At 64.1% G+C, this 16,328-nt stretch carries 14 protein-coding genes and 2 pseudogenes; 9 read left to right on the top strand and 7 right to left on the bottom strand.

Annotated elements, in window-relative coordinates; genetic code table 11:
• Window positions 1-24: 24 nt before the first annotated feature.
• The 3 genes from HWX08_RS18745 to HWX08_RS18735 all read left to right on the top strand — a co-directional run bounded on the left by HWX08_RS18745 (window position 25) and on the right by HWX08_RS18735 (window position 4,485).
• Window positions 25-741, top strand: coding sequence for a fimbrial biogenesis chaperone (locus HWX08_RS18745; RefSeq protein WP_174920273.1), 717 nt, complete (start codon window positions 25-27; stop codon window positions 739-741).
• Between the two features lie 122 nt (window positions 742-863).
• A complete protein-coding gene (locus tag HWX08_RS18740) occupies window positions 864-3,371 on the top strand; it encodes a fimbria/pilus outer membrane usher protein (protein ID WP_174920275.1) in 2,508 nt (835 codons plus the stop codon).
• Window positions 3,372-3,423: 52 nt separating this feature from the next.
• A complete protein-coding gene (locus HWX08_RS18735) occupies window positions 3,424-4,485 on the top strand; it encodes a fimbrial protein (protein WP_174920277.1) in 1,062 nt (353 codons plus the stop codon).
• 68 nt (window positions 4,486-4,553) lie between these two features.
• On the opposite strand, the pseudogene HWX08_RS18730 reads toward HWX08_RS18735, so the two are convergent.
• From HWX08_RS18730 to HWX08_RS18720, 3 genes and pseudogenes are all read right to left on the bottom strand, one after another.
• Window positions 4,554-4,695, bottom strand: a pseudogene (locus tag HWX08_RS18730) (helix-turn-helix domain-containing protein); the annotation flags it as partial.
• Between the two features lie 886 nt (window positions 4,696-5,581).
• Window positions 5,582-5,914 (bottom strand): DUF2322 family protein, encoded by a 333-nt coding sequence (locus HWX08_RS18725; protein WP_174920331.1) that lies wholly within the window; start codon window positions 5,912-5,914, stop codon window positions 5,582-5,584.
• Between the two features lie 117 nt (window positions 5,915-6,031).
• Window positions 6,032-6,475 (bottom strand): annotated as a pseudogene (locus HWX08_RS18720) (flavin reductase family protein); the annotation flags it as partial.
• Window positions 6,476-6,673: 198 nt separating this feature from the next.
• On the opposite strand from HWX08_RS18720, the gene HWX08_RS18715 reads away from it, so the two are divergent.
• On the top strand, window positions 6,674-7,000 hold the full coding sequence (locus HWX08_RS18715) for a thioredoxin family protein (protein ID WP_069259026.1): 327 nt from the start codon (window positions 6,674-6,676) through the stop codon (window positions 6,998-7,000).
• A 10-nt stretch (window positions 7,001-7,010) separates the two neighbouring features.
• Entirely contained in the window at window positions 7,011-7,430 is a 420-nt protein-coding gene (locus tag HWX08_RS18710) for a secondary thiamine-phosphate synthase enzyme YjbQ (protein ID WP_069259027.1), read from the top strand.
• A gap of 75 nt (window positions 7,431-7,505) precedes the next feature.
• On the opposite strand, the gene atsR is transcribed toward HWX08_RS18710, so the two are convergent.
• The 3 genes from atsR to HWX08_RS18695 are packed head-to-tail and all read right to left on the bottom strand — an operon-like array spanning window position 7,506 to window position 10,741.
• Window positions 7,506-9,326: a hybrid sensor histidine kinase/response regulator AtsR gene (atsR, locus tag HWX08_RS18705; protein WP_174920278.1), complete on the bottom strand. Its 1,821-nt coding sequence runs from the start codon at window positions 9,324-9,326 to the stop codon at window positions 7,506-7,508.
• The gene (locus HWX08_RS18700) at window positions 9,323-9,826 is read right to left on the bottom strand and encodes a putative pterin-binding protein (RefSeq protein WP_069259029.1); all 504 of its coding nucleotides are present in this window, start codon (window positions 9,824-9,826) and stop codon (window positions 9,323-9,325) included. The genes atsR and HWX08_RS18700 overlap by 4 nt, the downstream gene beginning before the upstream one ends.
• Window positions 9,827-9,868: 42 nt before the next feature.
• Complete coding sequence (locus tag HWX08_RS18695) at window positions 9,869-10,741, bottom strand: response regulator (protein WP_069259030.1); 873 nt, start codon at window positions 10,739-10,741, stop codon at window positions 9,869-9,871.
• 360 nt (window positions 10,742-11,101) lie between these two features.
• Between HWX08_RS18695 and HWX08_RS18690 the strand changes: the two genes are divergently transcribed.
• The 3 genes from HWX08_RS18690 (at window position 11,102) to HWX08_RS18680 (ending at window position 13,781) form a co-directional block, all read left to right on the top strand.
• The gene (locus tag HWX08_RS18690; protein ID WP_069259031.1) at window positions 11,102-11,689 is read left to right on the top strand and encodes a tetratricopeptide repeat protein; all 588 of its coding nucleotides are present in this window, start codon (window positions 11,102-11,104) and stop codon (window positions 11,687-11,689) included.
• A gap of 121 nt (window positions 11,690-11,810) precedes the next feature.
• Window positions 11,811-12,638, top strand: a complete 828-nt coding sequence (locus HWX08_RS18685; RefSeq protein WP_069259032.1) for a hypothetical protein — start codon at window positions 11,811-11,813, stop codon at window positions 12,636-12,638.
• Between the two features lie 123 nt (window positions 12,639-12,761).
• Window positions 12,762-13,781: a hypothetical protein gene (locus tag HWX08_RS18680; protein ID WP_174920280.1), complete on the top strand. Its 1,020-nt coding sequence runs from the start codon at window positions 12,762-12,764 to the stop codon at window positions 13,779-13,781.
• Window positions 13,782-13,992: 211 nt separating this feature from the next.
• Here HWX08_RS18680 and HWX08_RS18675 read toward each other — a convergent pair whose 3' ends face one another.
• Window positions 13,993-14,313, bottom strand: coding sequence for a hypothetical protein (locus HWX08_RS18675; protein WP_175807021.1), 321 nt, complete (start codon window positions 14,311-14,313; stop codon window positions 13,993-13,995).
• A gap of 474 nt (window positions 14,314-14,787) precedes the next feature.
• Here HWX08_RS18675 and HWX08_RS18670 point away from each other — a divergent pair, with 474 nt between their 5' ends.
• Window positions 14,788-16,194 carry an undecaprenyl-phosphate glucose phosphotransferase gene (locus tag HWX08_RS18670; RefSeq protein WP_174920284.1) on the top strand — a complete coding sequence of 469 codons (1,407 nt, stop codon included), beginning with the start codon at window positions 14,788-14,790 and terminating at the stop codon, window positions 16,192-16,194.
• Window positions 16,195-16,328 lie beyond the last annotated feature (134 nt).

Below are 16,328 nucleotides of genomic sequence, written 5' to 3'. Positions count from 1 at the left end.
CCGATCAACGATTTTCCATTCGATATGAAACGATTCCACTTTGCCGGGCTGGCCCTGGTCAGTTCGCTGTTGTTGTCTACTGGCGCTTCGTTCGCCGGCGTCACGCTCGACGGAACCCGCGTCGTGCTGGCCGCGCCGAGCAAGGAGGCGTCGATTCTGGTCCGCAACCGTGCGCCGGACGACGTGATGATTCAGTCGTGGATGGATGCGAGCGACGGAAAGTCGGATGTGCCGTTTGCGATCACGCCGGCGCTCGGCCGTCTCGGTGCCGAGAAGCAGCAGACGCTGCGTGTCCTTTACTACGGTCAGGGCCTGCCGGCCGATCGCGAGTCGGTGTTCTGGCTCAACGTGCAGGAGATCCCGCAGAAAGCCAAGACCGACAATACGCTGCAGATTGCCGTGCGTCAGCGCATCAAGTTCTTCTACCGGCCCGCCGGCTTGCCCGGCAAAGTCGAGGAGGCACCCGCGCAACTTCGCTGGCGGCTCGTTCAGCGCGATGGCAGCACGCAGCTCGAAGTCACCAATCCATCGGCCTACTTCGTCTCGCTGGCGTCAGCCAAGGTGCAAAGCGGTGGCCGGGACTATGCCGCGGCCGCCGAGATGGTACCGCCGTCCGCCACCCGCCATTTTGCCGTCAAGGATCTACCCGCTGGCGCCGTCGCAGCGGGTGCCAAGGTCCACTTCGAATCGATCAACGACTACGGCGCCGTCGAACCGCACGACGTCACCACCGGTCGTTGACGCGACCAGGTCGATAGATCGTATTCCTCTTCATCTTCGTTATCTCCGGGCCGGTGCCACGGGGAAGGGAGTGTTCGCGCTTGCGATGCCGCTCGGGAGGTGAATCAACTTAGAGAAAAGGTATGGAGAACTTCACGAAGGAACGAGACGTCTGGACGGCCGCGCAGATCGGCATGCCGTGTCTTGCGTTGCTTGGCCTGATGTTGCCGACGCACGGCCACGCGGTGGAGTTCAACGAAACCTTTCTGCGCAAGGGCGAAGGGCCGGTCGAGCTGAGCTATTTCGAGAAGGGCAGTTCGGTGCTGCCCGGCAGCTATGACGTCGACATCTACCTGAATCATACGCTGGTCAAGCGTCAGGACGTGGCGTTTCGTGCCGATGCCGACGGTACCGTCAAGCCGACGGTGACCCTCGGGATGTTGCGCACCGCAGGCGTGAATGTCGCCCGGCTGGAGAAGGACGGGCGCATTGCCGCAGGCGCGGATGACACGACGATCGTGGACCTGCCCGCCGTGGCGGACGGCGCTTCAGTGGAATTCGAGTCGAATACGCTGTCGCTGAACATCAGCTTTCCGCAACTGTATGTATCGCGAACCTCGCGCGGCTACGTGGACCAGTCGCTGTGGGACGACGGCATCCCCGCTTTGTACAGCGACTATCAAATCAGCTACAGCCGCAATGATGGTCACGGCCGCAGCAACGAATATTACTTCGTCGGTTTGCGCAACGGCTTCAATGCCGGCGGCTGGCGTTTTCGCAACGAATCGTCGCTCACCGGCACTACAGGCGCGGGCAGCCGTTTCTCCAGCAACCGCAGCTACGTGGAGCGCGACATCCGGCGCTTGCGCAGCAAGGTAGCGGCTGGCGAGCTGTATACGTCCGGCGACATCTTCGACAGCGTGCGCTTCGTTGGCGCACAGATCGGCACCGATCTCGGCATGCTGCCCGACAGCGAGGTCGGCTTCGCGCCGGTCGTGCGCGGGATCGCCGAGAGCAATGCGGTGGTGGAAGTGCGGCAGAACGGCTACGTGATCTATTCGACGCCGGTGCCGCCCGGCGCGTTCGAGATCACCGACATCTATCCGAGTGGCTCGAACGGCGATCTCGAGATCAGGATCACCGAGGCCGACGGACGCGTGCGCCGGTTCAGCCAGCCGTACTCGTACCTGCCGGTCATGGTTCGTCGTGGCAGCCTGCGGTATGCGTTCTCCGCCGGGCAGTTTCGCGCCCAGGGCCAGTCGAGCCCGAAATTCACGCAGGGCACGCTGGTGTACGGTGCCACTGACAACTTTACCGGCTACGGCGGCATTATCGCTGCGGAAAACTACGTGGCGGCCGCCCTCGGCATCGGCATGAATACGCGCATCGGCGGCCTGTCGCTGGACGTCACGACGAGCCGGTCGCGCACGTCGACGGGTACGCGGCAAGGTCAGAGTGTGCGGTTCCTGTATTCGAAGACGCTGTATTCGACCAACACCACGTTCACGATGGTCGGCTATCGCTATTCGACGGACGGCTACCGGACGTTGAGCCAGCATGTGGAAGACACGGACCATTCGTACGGGCCGCGCGTCGCGCGTCAGAAAAGCCGTCTGGACGTGAACGTCAACCAGCCGCTCGGGAGCGGCTCGATGTTCGCCGGCGTAGGCGACACGACCTACTGGAACGGCGAAGGGCGCAGCCGGCGCCTGCAGGTCGGCTACAGCAACAGCTACAAGAACGTCAGCTACAGCTTGTCGGCGTCGCACATCCAGGAGTCGGGGCCGTTCGCCCAGCCTGACACGCAGTTCAACGTGTCGGTCAGCATTCCGCTGGGCAAGGCGTCGAGCACGCATCGACTGTACGCGAATGCGGTGTCGTCGGCGCGCGGCGACTTCAACGTACAGACCGGCGTGTCGGGGTACCTGAACGACAGCAACACTGTCAACTACGGCGTGCAGGCGGGCTATAGCCGCGGCGGCGGCGGTTCGGGCGGCGTGAGCGCGGGCTGGGATACGCCGAACGCGAAGCTGACCGGCAACTTCACGCAGGATCGCTCGGGCCGGCATTTCGACGCGGGCGCATCGGGCTCCGTCGTCGTGCATGGCGGCGGGGTCACGCTCGGCCAGCCGCTCGGCGAGACGTTCGCGGTGGTTGAGGTGCCGAAGGTGCGCGACGTCACGTTCGGGGGAGCGCCGACGGTGCGCACCGACCGGCGCGGCTACGCGATCCTGCCGTATCTGCAGCCGTACCGTCAGAACTGGCTGAACGTCGATTCGGCGAGTATCGGCACGCATACGGAGATCGCCGACAACGCGAAGATGGTGGTGCCGACGCGCGGGGCGATCGTGAATACCCGCTTCGACGCGGAGTCGGGCCGGCGCGTGCAGTTCGAGCTGAGCCGGGACGCAGGCGGCAAGGTGCCGTTCGGCGCGCAGGCGTACGACGCGAAGGGCAAGCTGCTCGGCATGGTGGACAACCAGTCGCGCCTGCTCGTGTTCGGCATCGAGGACCAGGGCAGCATCGACGTGCAGTGGGGCAACAATAGCTGCAAGGTGTCCTATCAATTGCCGACGATGAACAAGGAACTGGCATACGAACGTCAAGCCGCAATGTGCCTGTCTGCGCGCACGGTGGCTGGCGCGCAATGATCCGCGTTCCAACGGCTATTCCTGTCCCGATCCTGAAATACAAGGAACTCAGATGCTTTATCAAACACGTCTCGAATACATTTCTGCGATATCGACTCGCAATACCCGTTTTCTCCGAACGGCCGTGTTGTCGCTCATGCTGCTAGTCGGCGTGGGGGTCGGAGAGGCCCAGGCCGTATGTACGCAGGCCGGAGGGAAGATCACCCCGGTAACGTTTCCGCAGTTGCCTGCAAGCCTGACGCTGGCGCCCGCTGCCATTGGCCAAGTGATGGCCTACTATGAAGTTCAGGCACCATTAGCCAATCCGCCTAGCTTCTTGTGCGCTAAAGGCGATATTCTTGGTTTGAGCAACATGACGGTTTCGTTGCCGCTACAGGACCAGAGCAAGAAAATCTACGAATCCGGGCTCCCCGGCATTGGCATGCGTTTTAGCTTCAAGGCAACCGTTAATTGGGGTTTACTCACGGAGCCACCCTACGAAGGGACAACCACAGGCTCAGGAGTTCTAATATATCCATTCGACATCATGCGTGTGGAGTTCATTCGTACTGCGATGGATGTTGGAAGTGGCAGCATTACGCCGTTTGATTTGAGTACCTCCTTTTACATCGGCACCAATCCGAGGACCACTATCCCTATTACGGGTACACAGATGAAGACCACGCTGGTGAACAAGATCTACTTCAGCAGTTGCTACAACCAGTCGTCTGCACCCACCGTGAATCTGGGGCGGCCCTCCATCAGTGAACTCAAGCAGGGCGCCACGCTTCAGAAGGATTTTTCGCTGGATATCCGCTGCGATGGCATGAACTCGACCACCAAGCCACCGGTGTCCATCTACTTCAAGGGCAACTCGCCGCGCGACGGCTTGCTGCTCACGGACGGACAGGGCGAAGCCGGCAGGGCGCAAGGCGTCGGCGTGGCGCTTACCAACTCCAACGGGGTGGCCCTGCCTTTCTCCAAGGCGAAAGCGATGCCAATGAGCTGGACGAGCAGCGGCACCAACACCGAGTTCTACCACTTTTCAGGCAAGGCGCGCTACGTCGTCAGCGGCGGAGAGGTCAAGGCGGGCAAGGCGGATGCCACGCTGACTTATGTGCTTGAGTACAACTGAGTCCGGTCGGCATGCAGGTGCACGACGCCATGACGAAACGGGTTGTCGTCAAAGCCGAACGAGGGTGCCTTGCGCGTGACGACCGAGAAGCTCGGACCGAGTGACGTTCTCGATCGTCGTGTTGTGACTTCGCGGCGGAATGCCGTTCCGGTTCAGGCAATCGCGCACCTTGTTGGCGGTGATGAGATCGATGTTGGCGTACCGTCGCATCCGGCGCGCGCAGGTCGCCGACCGCACCACGGATTCGAACGCCGGGTCATTCGGCGCCTCGCACACCAGTATCAGCGTCGCGAATTCTCGCGAGCTCAGCATGGCCGCCTCCCGTCGCGCATGGAGCCGCCGCCAGCGGGCGTGACGCGGAAAAACGCAACAGGATGGAACATGCGTCCGGACGCCACTACCCGACGACGGGGCGGCTTCGGTCGGCTGGTCGGGGCGGGCCGGTCCGCGCGGCGCAACACGAATGGATTGCGGGCAACGCGTACCCGAACGCCGATTGGCGCGTAGCGACCGTAACCGTTGCGCGCTGCCCGCCGGCCAGCCCGAAAACCCGTGATGACGTGGGCAATGTGCCGCTGTCGGCGGTGGGTCTTCGCTAGCCGATCGAAGGTGAAGAAAGGATCGTTCATGATTCGCTCCCGGTTGAACCTCGCACGAGGGACGAACCGGGCCACGCGCTCCAGTTCGCCGACCCGCGCGAGATCTCGCTGGCAAACAAATCGAAACACGCAGCGCGTGAGCCGCGACTGCTTGAGCGGCACCTAACATAGAGCAGGAAACGCAAATTTCAAGCGCGGTTTCGCGACGATGCTGGTGGCACGGAGCGGCGACCGTCAACGCCATATTGTCGCTCGTCATCGGCACGGACACGATTCCAATGCGTCCAGTCGCAATTTCGACGGCATACACCCCGACGGCGTCCTCGGGTCGATCACCAGCCATCTGAACGCGATGACGATCAAGGTTGCCGCGAGTGGGGGGCGCTGAGACATCGGGCGCACAGATGAATGTCAAACTTCCGTAACTCGTCGGCACCCATCGACGAGATGCGTGGGCGTGCTGCGCATCGAGGCGGCATCATCGCCCCGCCTGTCGTTCAGCCCTTCTCGACGACGTCGATGCGCAGCGCGTCGCCGCCGGCCGCGATCGCGAGCAGGCGATCGACGTTCGGGTGCGCGCCGGGGCGGTTGCGTGCGTCGGCGGTGTGCTCCGCGAACACCGCGAGGCCATGCTCGGCAGCCTTCGCGTCGAGCGCGCCGAATGCCTGCTTCAGGTAATGGTAGACCGCGAGCGAACCCTGCTTGCCCGGCTGGTTCTCGATGCTGGCGACCACGTCGCCGTTCGCGCCGACGAGATCGATGCGCGCGATGCCGTCGATGGCCGGCAATTGCGCGAGGTTGTCCTTGAATACTGGGGTAGCTTGAATCACTGAAAACACTCCGTCGGTTCGGTCATCGGCCAATGAGTATGGCCGGCCGTATTTTATCCGATCGGTCTCGGCGCACCGGCCGGCGCGGGCCGTCACATCGCGCTTCATCATCGCCCGGGCGTCGGCCGGCACGCCCGCATCGCGCGAACGCTCGATGTCGGGGCTGCGATACGCGCGCTCGGGAATCGCGGCGAGCCTCGACGCATGCAACTGCCGCGGCGCCAGACCGTAAAACTTCTGGAAACTCATAATCAGCGGCGACCATCTGTCCGGATCGATGCGGTCCGGATGGCCGTCCACCAGCAGGTCGGGATGCACGTGCACACGCTGGATGCGCACCTCGAACAACGTGATCTTCCCGAGCAGGTCAGGCGTTTCATCGGAGAGGCCGTGCGTGGCCGCGACGACCCATTCCAGGTGAATCGGGCACTCGAGCGCGCGCGGCGACGACACGGTCTGCGATGGCGTTTCCGTCAGCCCCGCCGTGCCGAACTTGTCAGGCTCGTACATGTAGCCTCTCGCGCGCTTCGATTCGGGCACCGGATGCGTGCCCGTCGTGCGATCCGGGATCGACGCCGCGGCGACGCACGGAAATTGCTCGCAAAGCAGCGCATGCAATGCACGGCAACGGCGCGAGCATGCGCGGCGCAAACGGCCGCGAGCACATCGGCATCGCGCATGCTTTTCCGCTACAGTAAGAAATCGCAGGCCGCGCGCCTGCCGCGCGACCGCATTCCGGAATTGCACATGAGGGCCCCGATGGACACGCCACAACGCTATACCGCCAACGCACCGACCCGCGAGGAAGTCGAAGCACTCGCCGGCGCGACCGTCATCGAATTCGGCGCCAACTGGTGCGGCATCTGCGCGGCCGCGCAGCCCGCGATCGTCGAATCGTTCGCCGCGCATCCCGCCGTGCGTCACCTGAAGATCGAGGACGGGCCGGGCCGTCCGCTCGGCCGCTCGTTCCGCGTCAAGCTGTGGCCGACGCTGGTGTTCCTGCGCGACGGCGTCGAGGTTGCGCGCGTCGTGCGGCCGGCCGATGCGAAACAGATCGAGGCCGACGGCTTCGCCGCGCTGGCCTGACGTCACGATCATGCAACAGGCCATCACGCATATCTCCGTCGACGCGCGCGGCAGCGGCCTCGTCGAGTTCACGCAACAGGTGCGCGCCTTCGTCGACCAGCAGTCGATTCGCACGGGCCTGCTTACCGTGTTCTGCCGGCATACGTCGGCTTCGCTGCTGATCCAGGAGAACGCGGATCCGTCGGTGCGGCGCGATCTGGAACGCTACTTCGCGACGCTCGCGCCGGAAGACGAAAGCCGCTATGAGCACGACACCGAAGGCCCCGACGACATGCCCGCCCATTTGCGCACGGCGCTCACGCAGGTGCAGCTGTCGATTCCGGTCGAGCATGGCCGCATGGTGCTCGGCACCTGGCAGGGGATTTATCTGTTCGAGCATCGTCGTGCGGCGCACCGGCGCGATATCGTGCTGCATCTGATCGGCGAATAGGCGGGAATGTGAGCGGGAACGCATGATGCGGCGCCGGCGCGCAATGCAGTGCGCGTTTGCACGCGGCATGCCGAATCAGCCGAGCAGCTTCTCGACAAGGGCGCCGAGTTCGCGCAGGTGTACCGGCTTCGGCAGGAATGCGTCGAACATCCGCTGGTTCTCGCGCAGCGCTGCCGATTCATACGCGCTGACGCCGAGGATCGCCGGATGCCGGCCGTCGGTGTCGGGTTGCGCAACGGCGCGCATGCGCCGGGCGACTTCGAAGCCGCTCAGGTCGGGCAGTTCGAGATCGAGCACGACGATGTCGTAACGGCTTGCGCGGAAGCGCGCGATGCCTTCCTGCCCGGTGTTGCACAGCTCCGTGTCGAGGCCGAGCGCCGACAGCATCGCCCCGAGCGTTTCGCGCGCGTTGTCGTCGTCGTCGACCACCAGTGCGCGCCGGCCGCGGAGCGCGGCCGCGTGCGGCAGTGCGGGCGTATCGCCGGCCGCGTGGCCGGCGGTGTCGGTGCCGGGCACTTCGGCCGGCAGCGTCACGACGAATTCGCTGCCTTCGCCGACCACGCTGCGCACGTCCACATGCCCGCGCAACGTCGTCACGATTTCGCGCACGACGGCGAGCCCCATGCCGATCCCATCCACATGCAGACCGACCGCGTCGTTCGCGCGGTAGAACGGCTCGAAGATCTTCGACAGGTGCTGCTTCGCGATGCCGGTGCCCGTGTCGCGCACCACGATCTTCACTTGCGGGCCGGCCGGCGCGTCGACGAGCGTGATCGACACGTCGATCGATCCGCCGGGCGTGTACTTGACCGAGTTCTCGATCAGGTTCGACAGCACCTGGCGCAGCAGCTTGCGATCGGAGCGGATCGCGAGGCCGTGCGGCTCGACCCGTTGCGTGACCACGATCCGCCTGGACGCGATCTTCTCGCGCAGCGGGTCGAACACCTCGGCGAGCAGCGACGCGATGCCGACGGTTTCCTGTTCGGCGAGGCGCTTCGTCGAGCGCAGCTTGATGTAGTCGGTCAGATCCTTGACGAGCGCTTCGAGCGACAGCGCGGAATTCTGCAGCCGCCGGATCGTCTTCAGGTTCGCGTCCGACTGCGGGCGCGCGAGCAGGATCTCGACCGACCCGCAGATCGCCTGCAGCGGCGTGCGCAACTCGTGGCTGACCATCCCGAGGAACGCGTTTTTCGCCTCGATCATCTCGAACGCGCGGTCCGACGCCTTGCGTTCGGCGTCGAGCGCCGCGTCCTGCCGTTCGAGCAGGTCGTCACGCGTGCGCATCGTATAGAACAGCAGCAGGAACAGCGCGCACAGGATCACGCCGAGCACCATGCCGAGAATCAGGATCGCACGCTGCTTTTCCTTCAGCTGATGGAACGTGAAGTCGCGCTGCGCCATCTCGATCGCGCGGAAGTAGTTCGCGAGGGCGTTGACCTTCGGCCAGTACGCATTGACCTCGTCGATCACCTGTTGCGCCTGTTTCGGCGCGTCGCGCAGCAACGGCACTTCGCGTTTCAGGCGCGTCATGAATTCGCCCAGCGCTTCGATCTCGTTGCGCGCGCGCGGGATGCGCAGCCAGTATTCGGACACTTCCGACGGCCGCTGCAGAAAGCCGAACGACACCGACAGGCTGTCGAGCTGCATCTGCACGTGATTGAAATCGTCGTCCTGATGCGTCGCGTAGAGGATCAGTTGCCGGTCGAAACGCGTGTAGACGTTCCGGTATTGCGACGCGGTCCAGAACACGCCTTCGCGCGGCCCTTCGAGCACGCCCTCGTTGACCGACGTGGCGAGGAGGTCCCACAGCAGGAACGCCCACGCGGCGAACCCCATGATCCACAGCGAGCCGAGGACCAGGATGATTTTTCTATTTTTCCATCGCCCGCGCTTCATTTCACCGTCAGGCCGATGATCTGCCACGCGAACTTGGCTTCGCCGAGCGGCGTCTTCAGTTCATCGGGGTACTGGTCGCGCGGATACATGATCCACAGCGGGCCGTAGTTGTCGTTGCCGAGCACCTTGCCGTTCATCGTCCGCGCGAGGATGACGCCGTAACGATCGGCATCGGACACCGGAATCGTGAACGTGTACTCGTCGATGCAGCGGAATTCGATCTGCGTGCCATGCGCGCCGACCATCTTCAGGATGTCGGACAGGCGCGGGCCGGTGAAGGTCGCCCTCGGCGTCCAGCTCGTCGACGTGACGATCGTGTGCTGCGGCAGCGCCATCAGCGCCTGCTCGGAGAACACGTACGCCGTCTTGCCCTGCTGGTTGTGCTTGTCGATCTTGCCGTCCACGGTGAACGTGAACGACGAAGCGGCCCAGCTCGCGGCAGCCATGCCGAGCAGGCAGGCCGTCAGCAGGCGCTTGATCCAGATGGTCGAAATTCGCATGTCGTGCCCTCGGTCGTGCGGTGGTGGTTTGCTGTCGTGCTCTCAGTTCGCGGCGGCGGCGGCCGGCAGCGTGATCTTCAGTTCGCGCGCCACTTCGGCGAACAGGATCGGCAGGCGCACCGGCTTCTCCTCGCAGCGCGCGTTGTAGTGCGACACGATGTGCGCGATTTCGTCCTCGCTCGCTTCGCCGGTCGAAATCTTGCCGGTCAGCAGGAAGATCGGCGCGCCGCTGTTCTCGCTCGAGCGGATGCCGCGCACGAGTTCGGCGGCCGTCTGGTCGCCGAGCATCCAGTCGAGGATGTAGCCGTCGAAATCCTCGACTTCCAGTGCCTTGCGGAACGTCGCGCCGTCGAAGTACGGAATCGCGTTCACGCCTTTTTCGATGAAATATTCACATACCGTTTCGGCGACGTCCTGCGAATCGTCGACCACCGCGATCCGCGCCGCATAGACGTTCGGCTGCGTCGAGCGCAGCTCGATGACGTCGACCGGGTACGTGCGGCCCTCGCGCGCGTGCTGACGCTCGGTGATCAGCCATTCGCCCTGCCACTGCAGCGCGACGAAGTCCGTCTCGATCTGGCTGCTGGCCTTGGTCGAGATCGAGGCGCGACAGCGCAGGCGCCGCGATTCGATCACGAGCGTCGCGTCGATCATCTCGGCGGCGGCAGGCTGCGTGCCCTTGTCGTCGAGCAGGATCGCGGGCGGCACGCCGAAGTGCGTCGCGATGTCCTGCAGCTGCGACAGGTTCCACGGGATCAGGCCTTTCATCTTGCGCGTGACGACCGAGAAGCTCAGGCCGAGCACGTTCGCGATCGTCGTGTTGTGACTGCGCGGCGGAATGCCGTTCCGGTTCAGTAGGTCGCGCACCTTGTTGGCGGTGATGAGATCGACGTTGGCCTGCTCGCTGTTGGACATCTCGATGGGGTCTCCAGGGGTTTTGGCGAGGGAGAGCATATCAAAACTGACGCGTCATGCAACCTTTGAAAACGCGAATGACCTTGACATGCCATTTTTCTTCATTATTATTGCTCACCACGTCACTATTGTTTGTCGCGTCATGTTTGGGGATCGATGCCGGCCACGATCGGCAAGCGAAAAGCGACAGCCATGCAGCAGTGACCGAACGATTCGAAGAGAGAGCCTGAGAGAGCCCTGGAGTGCGTGTCGGCGTCGACGGATTGTATCCGTTGCGCCGCGCGCCGCCGGGTGTGCGCTCCCGGGGGTGGGATAGCGCGAAGAATTGCGGCGCCAATAAAAAACTTGAGGAAGGTAACGATGTACCGCCGTTTACTCGCACCGGGGCTGCTGTTGCTACTGGCCGCGTGCGCGCAGGATCCGTCGATCACCAGCAGCACGGTGCGGATCTGCGACGACACGGGTTGTTTTGATCGCCCCAAAGATCAGGTGTCCTATCAAAAAAGGGACGATTCGGAGGAGCGCGACGATCCGCGCATCGCTGCGCTGAAGCAGACGGCGAAGACCCAGCCGAAGGCCGCGTACGACCTCGGCCTGCGTTATTTCCGCGGCGACGGCGTGCGCCAGGACAGCTACCAGGCGCTCAAGTGGATGCGCGAGGCCGCCGAGCGCGGCGACCTGCAGGCGCAGAAGGCGCTCGGCAGTTTCTACCTGTTCGGCCTGGAGGAAATGGGCTCCGACGCGCGCGAAGCGGAGAAGTGGCTGTCGATCGCGGCGGCCCGCGGCGACAAGGAGTCGAAGAAGCTGCTCGACCTGGCGCGCAAGGCGAAGAAGGAAGACGAAGAAGACTGGAAATGGCGCACGCAATGGCGTGACGTCTATTACGGCTACTGGAACTCGGGCTATCCGTACTACGGCGTCTGGCAGCAGACGTACTGGTACTACTGACCGGGCATAAAGCAACGGGGGCTGCAGCGGGGAGACCACCATCGCGCGCCACGCCGGGGGGCTTATCGAAGTTCGCACGAACACATAAGCCGAACAACGACTCTAATCGATCGACAACGACATGAAGACCAACCTTTCCCAACGTCTCACCCAAGGTGCGCTGGTTGCAGCGCTTTGCGCGTCCGTCGCAGGTTGCGGCGGCATGGTGACGCCCGGCGGCCAGAACGCGGGCGTGACGGGCGCCGCGGCCGGCGGCGCGAGCGCCGGCGCCGATACGGGGCTGCAGCGCTGCACGTCGCCGCTCGGCACGATCGCCGTCGACGACGGCCGCAACGCCGACTGGTGGGGCCCGTTCGGCAGCGCGACCAAGATGACGACGATCGACCCGCTGCTGCGCCTGGCCGTCCAGCAGTCGAACTGCTTCGTGATCACGTCGATCGGCAACCAGAAGAGCGACGCGCGCCTGTCGCGCATCACGCAGCTGCAGCGCAACTCGGGCGAATACCGCGCGGGCTCGAAGCAGCAGAAGGGCCAGCGTGTCGCGGCCGACTACTACATGGAACCGCAGATCGTCATCAACGATTCGCCGATCGGCGGTATCGGCAGCATGATCGGCGGGCTGATCGGCAACAGCGCGGTCGCGGCGGTGGCCGGCCACCTGCAGACGAAGGCGTCGGTCGTCACGCTGACGCTGTTCGACGTGCGCTCGGCCGTGCAGATCGCGGCGTCGGAAGGCAGCTCGACGGCGACCAACTACGGCGCGGCGCTGGGCGGCTTCGGCGGCGGCGTGGGCGGTGCGCTGGCCGGCTTCTCGTCGACGCCGGAAGGCAAGGCGACGGTCGTCGCGTTCATCGACGCGTACAACAAGATGGTCGTGGCACTGCGCAGCTACAAGGCGCAGGACGTCAAGGGCGGCCTCGGCCGCGGCGGCCAGTTGCAGGTCAACTGACGTCCCCGGGCCGGCGGTGCGCCGCCGGCCGATTCCTGATGCTTGATTCGTGATGGTCCGTGCGTGCGGAACGATTCGCGCGTGCCGGTTGCGTTCGTCCTGTTCGTTTGAAAGGTGATTCCGATGAAAGCCGTTGCATTGATCGCATTGACCTGTCTGGCGCTGACTGCTTGCGGCGGCGACGATAATTCCTCGCCCGCGGCATCCGGCGGATCGGGCACGAGCAACAACGGCGGAAGTGGCGGCACCGGCGGCACCGGCGGCACGGGTTCCGGCGGGACGGGAAGCGGCGGCAGCGGTGGCTCGGGCGGCAGCACGCTGACGCTGCGCTACGACGCGCAGCCGACCGCGGCGGATCAGGCGAGCTTCCTGACGCTGCTCAACAGCGAAGGCGCGAAGGGCTATCGCTATCTGGGCGACTACTTCTACAGCGCGTCGAACGGCGGGTCGCGTTCGATCTTCGTGAACGACGGCGCGGCGCAGACGTACACGTACCAGTTGCAGGCGGCGCCGTCCGACATGACGGGCTTCGTCAACCAGGCCAACGCGCAAGGCACGAGCGGCTACCGCTACGAAGGGCCGCTCACGTACGGCTATCTCTATCGCAAGGACGGCGGCTCGTCGGCGACCTATACGTACGCGACGACGGCGTTGCCGGCCGACACGAACGCGTTCCTCACGCAGGCGAACGGCCAGGGCCAGTCGGGCTACTGGTTCCTGGGCCCGATGATGGTCGGATCGGTGCAGGCGAACGTGTACATGAAGAACAACGCGTCGAACGCGACCTATATGTACGATGCGCTGGTGCCGGCGACGAACGTCAGCGACTTCATCGCGCAGGCCAACAGCGAAGGCGCGAAGGGTTATCGCGCGAAGGGCGGGATGTTGTTCGGCAGCACGATCTCGTGGGTCTACGTGAAGGACCAGACCCAGTCGCCGACCTTCACGTACCAGTCGGCCGCGATCCAGTCGACCAGCGACAGCTTCGTCCAGCAGTCGAACAATTTCGGCGCGCAGGGCGCCGCGTACCTGGGCGATCTCGCGCTCGGCACGTCGACGCCGGTGATGGCGTCGTTCTACTTCAAGCCGGCCAACTGCACGGGCTTCCTGTGCACGACGCTGAATCCGCTCACGCAGAACTGAGCGAGCACCTCCGGCGCAGCAGCGTCGCGCGGGTCGTTCACGGCTGAATGACCCGCGCTCGCCGAATCGAGTGCCTCACGTGCGCCACGTCATCCGTGGACGCATCTTTTGCCGCCGGCTTGCCGGCGGCGTTCCGTTTACGCGTCGGATTGCGCCCCGCACGCGATCTCGCTGCGAAATTTCGATCACGCTCAAAGCAGACTTTCTTGTTCTAACACGCGAGCCGAGCGTTGACGCTGACGTTGCCGCGATGGATGCGCACGAGCGGCATCGTGACGAGCGCGCGGCACACGCGCGCCCTTTTGTCACTGTCGAGATCCTCGAATTCGTCGCGGAGCCGGGACGTCATGTCGGAATAGACGACGTCGATGCACGTCGACACCGGGTCGGCCGGCACCCGAGATGAAGCGCGGAAGTGACGCTGGCGCGCGTTGCTCGTCAGGACGCGCAGCGAAAACCGACCACCCACGCGTAGCGGCGCATTGACGCCGCACTTATCGCAACGGCGACACACGTCGCAATCGTCGGCCATCGTGTCCGCGGGATGGTGGTGCTTCCACACTGTCTCGCGAAGTGACCCGATGCGCATCGCACCGCGTGCTTGACCAATTGACATCAATCAATCTGCCATGTAGGCAGGGGCCTCATTGGCAAATAGGACAAGAAAAGTCTCTATATCAATTTTTTTAGGACTTGAACGATTTAAAACGCCAGATCGTGGTGGCAGTATCCAAGTCTTACATCGTCTCGATAAGCGATGAGCTCGTGGTAAGCGGAGAGCGTCGGTCTCGTTGAAGTTGTCAGGTCACGTCCACCAGGTTCGAAAATCAACGGTTCGTAACATTTGATTGAAGGCCTGTGTCAATCGAATCAGGTTCGCATTGCTAAACAATAGATGAAATCGATCAACGGTTCGGGAGTCGATCCGTGCCGGCGTGGCATGCATTGCGTGACGATGCGCTGCAGTTCCATTGCCGATCGACCGCGACGGTGATCGCCCAGGGTTATGCCTTCGTTAAACCAAACTAGATACACCCCCGCCGTTCGCGGAAAAGCGTCGCGGTTCAGGTTGCTGGATGCCGCGCTGCTTGTCGCTACCGCATGGGCGGCGAGAAGCTGGCTGGGCGGCTCGCCGTCTGCCGAATCGGATGCCGTGCTGATGGCCGTTTCGATCGCGTGCGCGCTGCTCCTGTTTCCGTTGGTCGGCTTGTACGGCGATCCCAAGTGCCGCCTGTCGTGGCGTCGCGTGTGGCTCGCGCCGGCCTGTCTGGCCGTCGCGTTGTGTGTCGGCGCGGTTTCCGTCACGGCGCACGACCGGCAATTTCCGATCGCGCTCGACTGGGTAGCCGGCTGGTTTGCGTTGTCGGCGGTCGCGCTCGTCGTGTCGCAGGCCGTGCGGTGGTGGCTCGGCGTTGGCGCGGCGGCGCGGCATGCGCGGCGCAAATCGGTTGCGCTCGTCGGGCATCTCGAACGTTGCCGGACGCTCGTTGGCCGCGATGCGCGTGAAACGTGGCGGCCGTTCCGGATAGCCGCAATCTTCGACATGTCCGGTCCGTCGCCGATCGGGCCGGAAGAACAGGCCGTGCATCGTGACCTGGCCAAATTCGTCGAGCACGTGCGTCGCGCACAGGTCGGGGAAGTCTGGATCGTGTTGCCGTTGTCGGAGGCCGATCGTGTCGGCGAGATCGTCCGCGCGTTCGCCGAGGATCTGGTCGACATCCGCTTCATGCCGGATCTCACCGGTATGACGCCGCTTCATCCGGACGGCGCGATTCGTGGCCGCGCGCTCGATCTCGTCTCGTCGCCGCTGTCCGCGCGGGCGCTGGCGGGCAAGGCGATGTTCGATCGCGTGTTCGCGGGCCTGGCGTTGATCGGAATCGCGCCGCTGATGGCCGTCGTTGCGCTGGCGGTCAAGTTGTCGTCGCCGGGGCCGGTGCTGTTCCGGCAGCAACGCAGGGGTGCTTACGGGCGCGTCTTCACGATCTACAAGTTCCGGACGATGCGCATGTGCGACCCGCGCGAGCCTGGCGAAGTCCGGCAGGCGACGCAAGGCGACCCGCGCGTCACGCGTGTCGGCGCGCTGCTGCGGCGCACGAGCCTCGACGAACTGCCGCAGTTCTTCAACGTGCTGAAGGGCGACATGTCGGTGGTCGGGCCACGCCCGCATGCGGTGGAGCACGACCGCTTCTACCGGCACCTGGTCGACGGCTATATCCAGCGCTACCGGATCAAGCCGGGCATCACCGGCTGGGCCCAGGTCAACGGCCATCGCGGCGAGACGGATCGCATCGAGAAGATGCAGAGGCGGATCGAACACGATCTCTATTACCTGAATAACTGGTCGTTTGCGATGGATATGCGGATCGTGGCGGCGACCGTTTTGTATGGATTCACGCATCGCAATGCCTATTGAATGACGCGTCGACGTACGGTGTCTGGACAACGGAAATGGAAACAGGAAAACGGCCCGGCTCACGGGCGCAACGATTGCGATCGGCGATGACGGTCTTGCCCGTCGTGCTGCTGTGTGCTTGCGCGGTCGAACCG

The organism is Burkholderia metallica, assembly GCF_902832845.1.
Lineage (GTDB): Bacteria > Pseudomonadota > Gammaproteobacteria > Burkholderiales > Burkholderiaceae > Burkholderia > Burkholderia metallica.
The sequence above is the reverse complement of the archived record's forward strand: the minus strand, read 5'-3'. Positions and strand labels throughout refer to the sequence as shown.

What these genes read in the sequence shown, in the direction of transcription:
- HWX08_RS18690 (WP_069259031.1), top strand. Translation starts at nt 11,102, where the DNA reads ATGTACCGCCGTTTACTCGCACCGGGGCTGCTGTTGCTACTGGCCGCG.
- HWX08_RS18700 (WP_069259029.1), bottom strand. Translation starts at nt 9,826, where the DNA reads ATGCGAATTTCGACCATCTGGATCAAGCGCCTGCTGACGGCCTGCCTG.
- HWX08_RS18675 (WP_175807021.1), bottom strand. Translation starts at nt 14,313, where the DNA reads ATGGCCGACGATTGCGACGTGTGTCGCCGTTGCGATAAGTGCGGCGTC.
- HWX08_RS18715 (WP_069259026.1), top strand. Translation starts at nt 6,674, where the DNA reads ATGGACACGCCACAACGCTATACCGCCAACGCACCGACCCGCGAGGAA.
- HWX08_RS18680 (WP_174920280.1), top strand. Translation starts at nt 12,762, where the DNA reads ATGAAAGCCGTTGCATTGATCGCATTGACCTGTCTGGCGCTGACTGCT.
- HWX08_RS18685 (WP_069259032.1), top strand. Translation starts at nt 11,811, where the DNA reads ATGAAGACCAACCTTTCCCAACGTCTCACCCAAGGTGCGCTGGTTGCA.
- HWX08_RS18710 (WP_069259027.1), top strand. Translation starts at nt 7,011, where the DNA reads ATGCAACAGGCCATCACGCATATCTCCGTCGACGCGCGCGGCAGCGGC.
- HWX08_RS18735 (WP_174920277.1), top strand. Translation starts at nt 3,424, where the DNA reads ATGCTTTATCAAACACGTCTCGAATACATTTCTGCGATATCGACTCGC.
- HWX08_RS18745 (WP_174920273.1), top strand. Translation starts at nt 25, where the DNA reads ATGAAACGATTCCACTTTGCCGGGCTGGCCCTGGTCAGTTCGCTGTTG.
- atsR (WP_174920278.1), bottom strand. Translation starts at nt 9,326, where the DNA reads ATGAAGCGCGGGCGATGGAAAAATAGAAAAATCATCCTGGTCCTCGGC.
- HWX08_RS18740 (WP_174920275.1), top strand. Translation starts at nt 864, where the DNA reads ATGGAGAACTTCACGAAGGAACGAGACGTCTGGACGGCCGCGCAGATC.
- HWX08_RS18695 (WP_069259030.1), bottom strand. Translation starts at nt 10,741, where the DNA reads ATGTCCAACAGCGAGCAGGCCAACGTCGATCTCATCACCGCCAACAAG.
- HWX08_RS18670 (WP_174920284.1), top strand. Translation starts at nt 14,788, where the DNA reads ATGCCTTCGTTAAACCAAACTAGATACACCCCCGCCGTTCGCGGAAAA.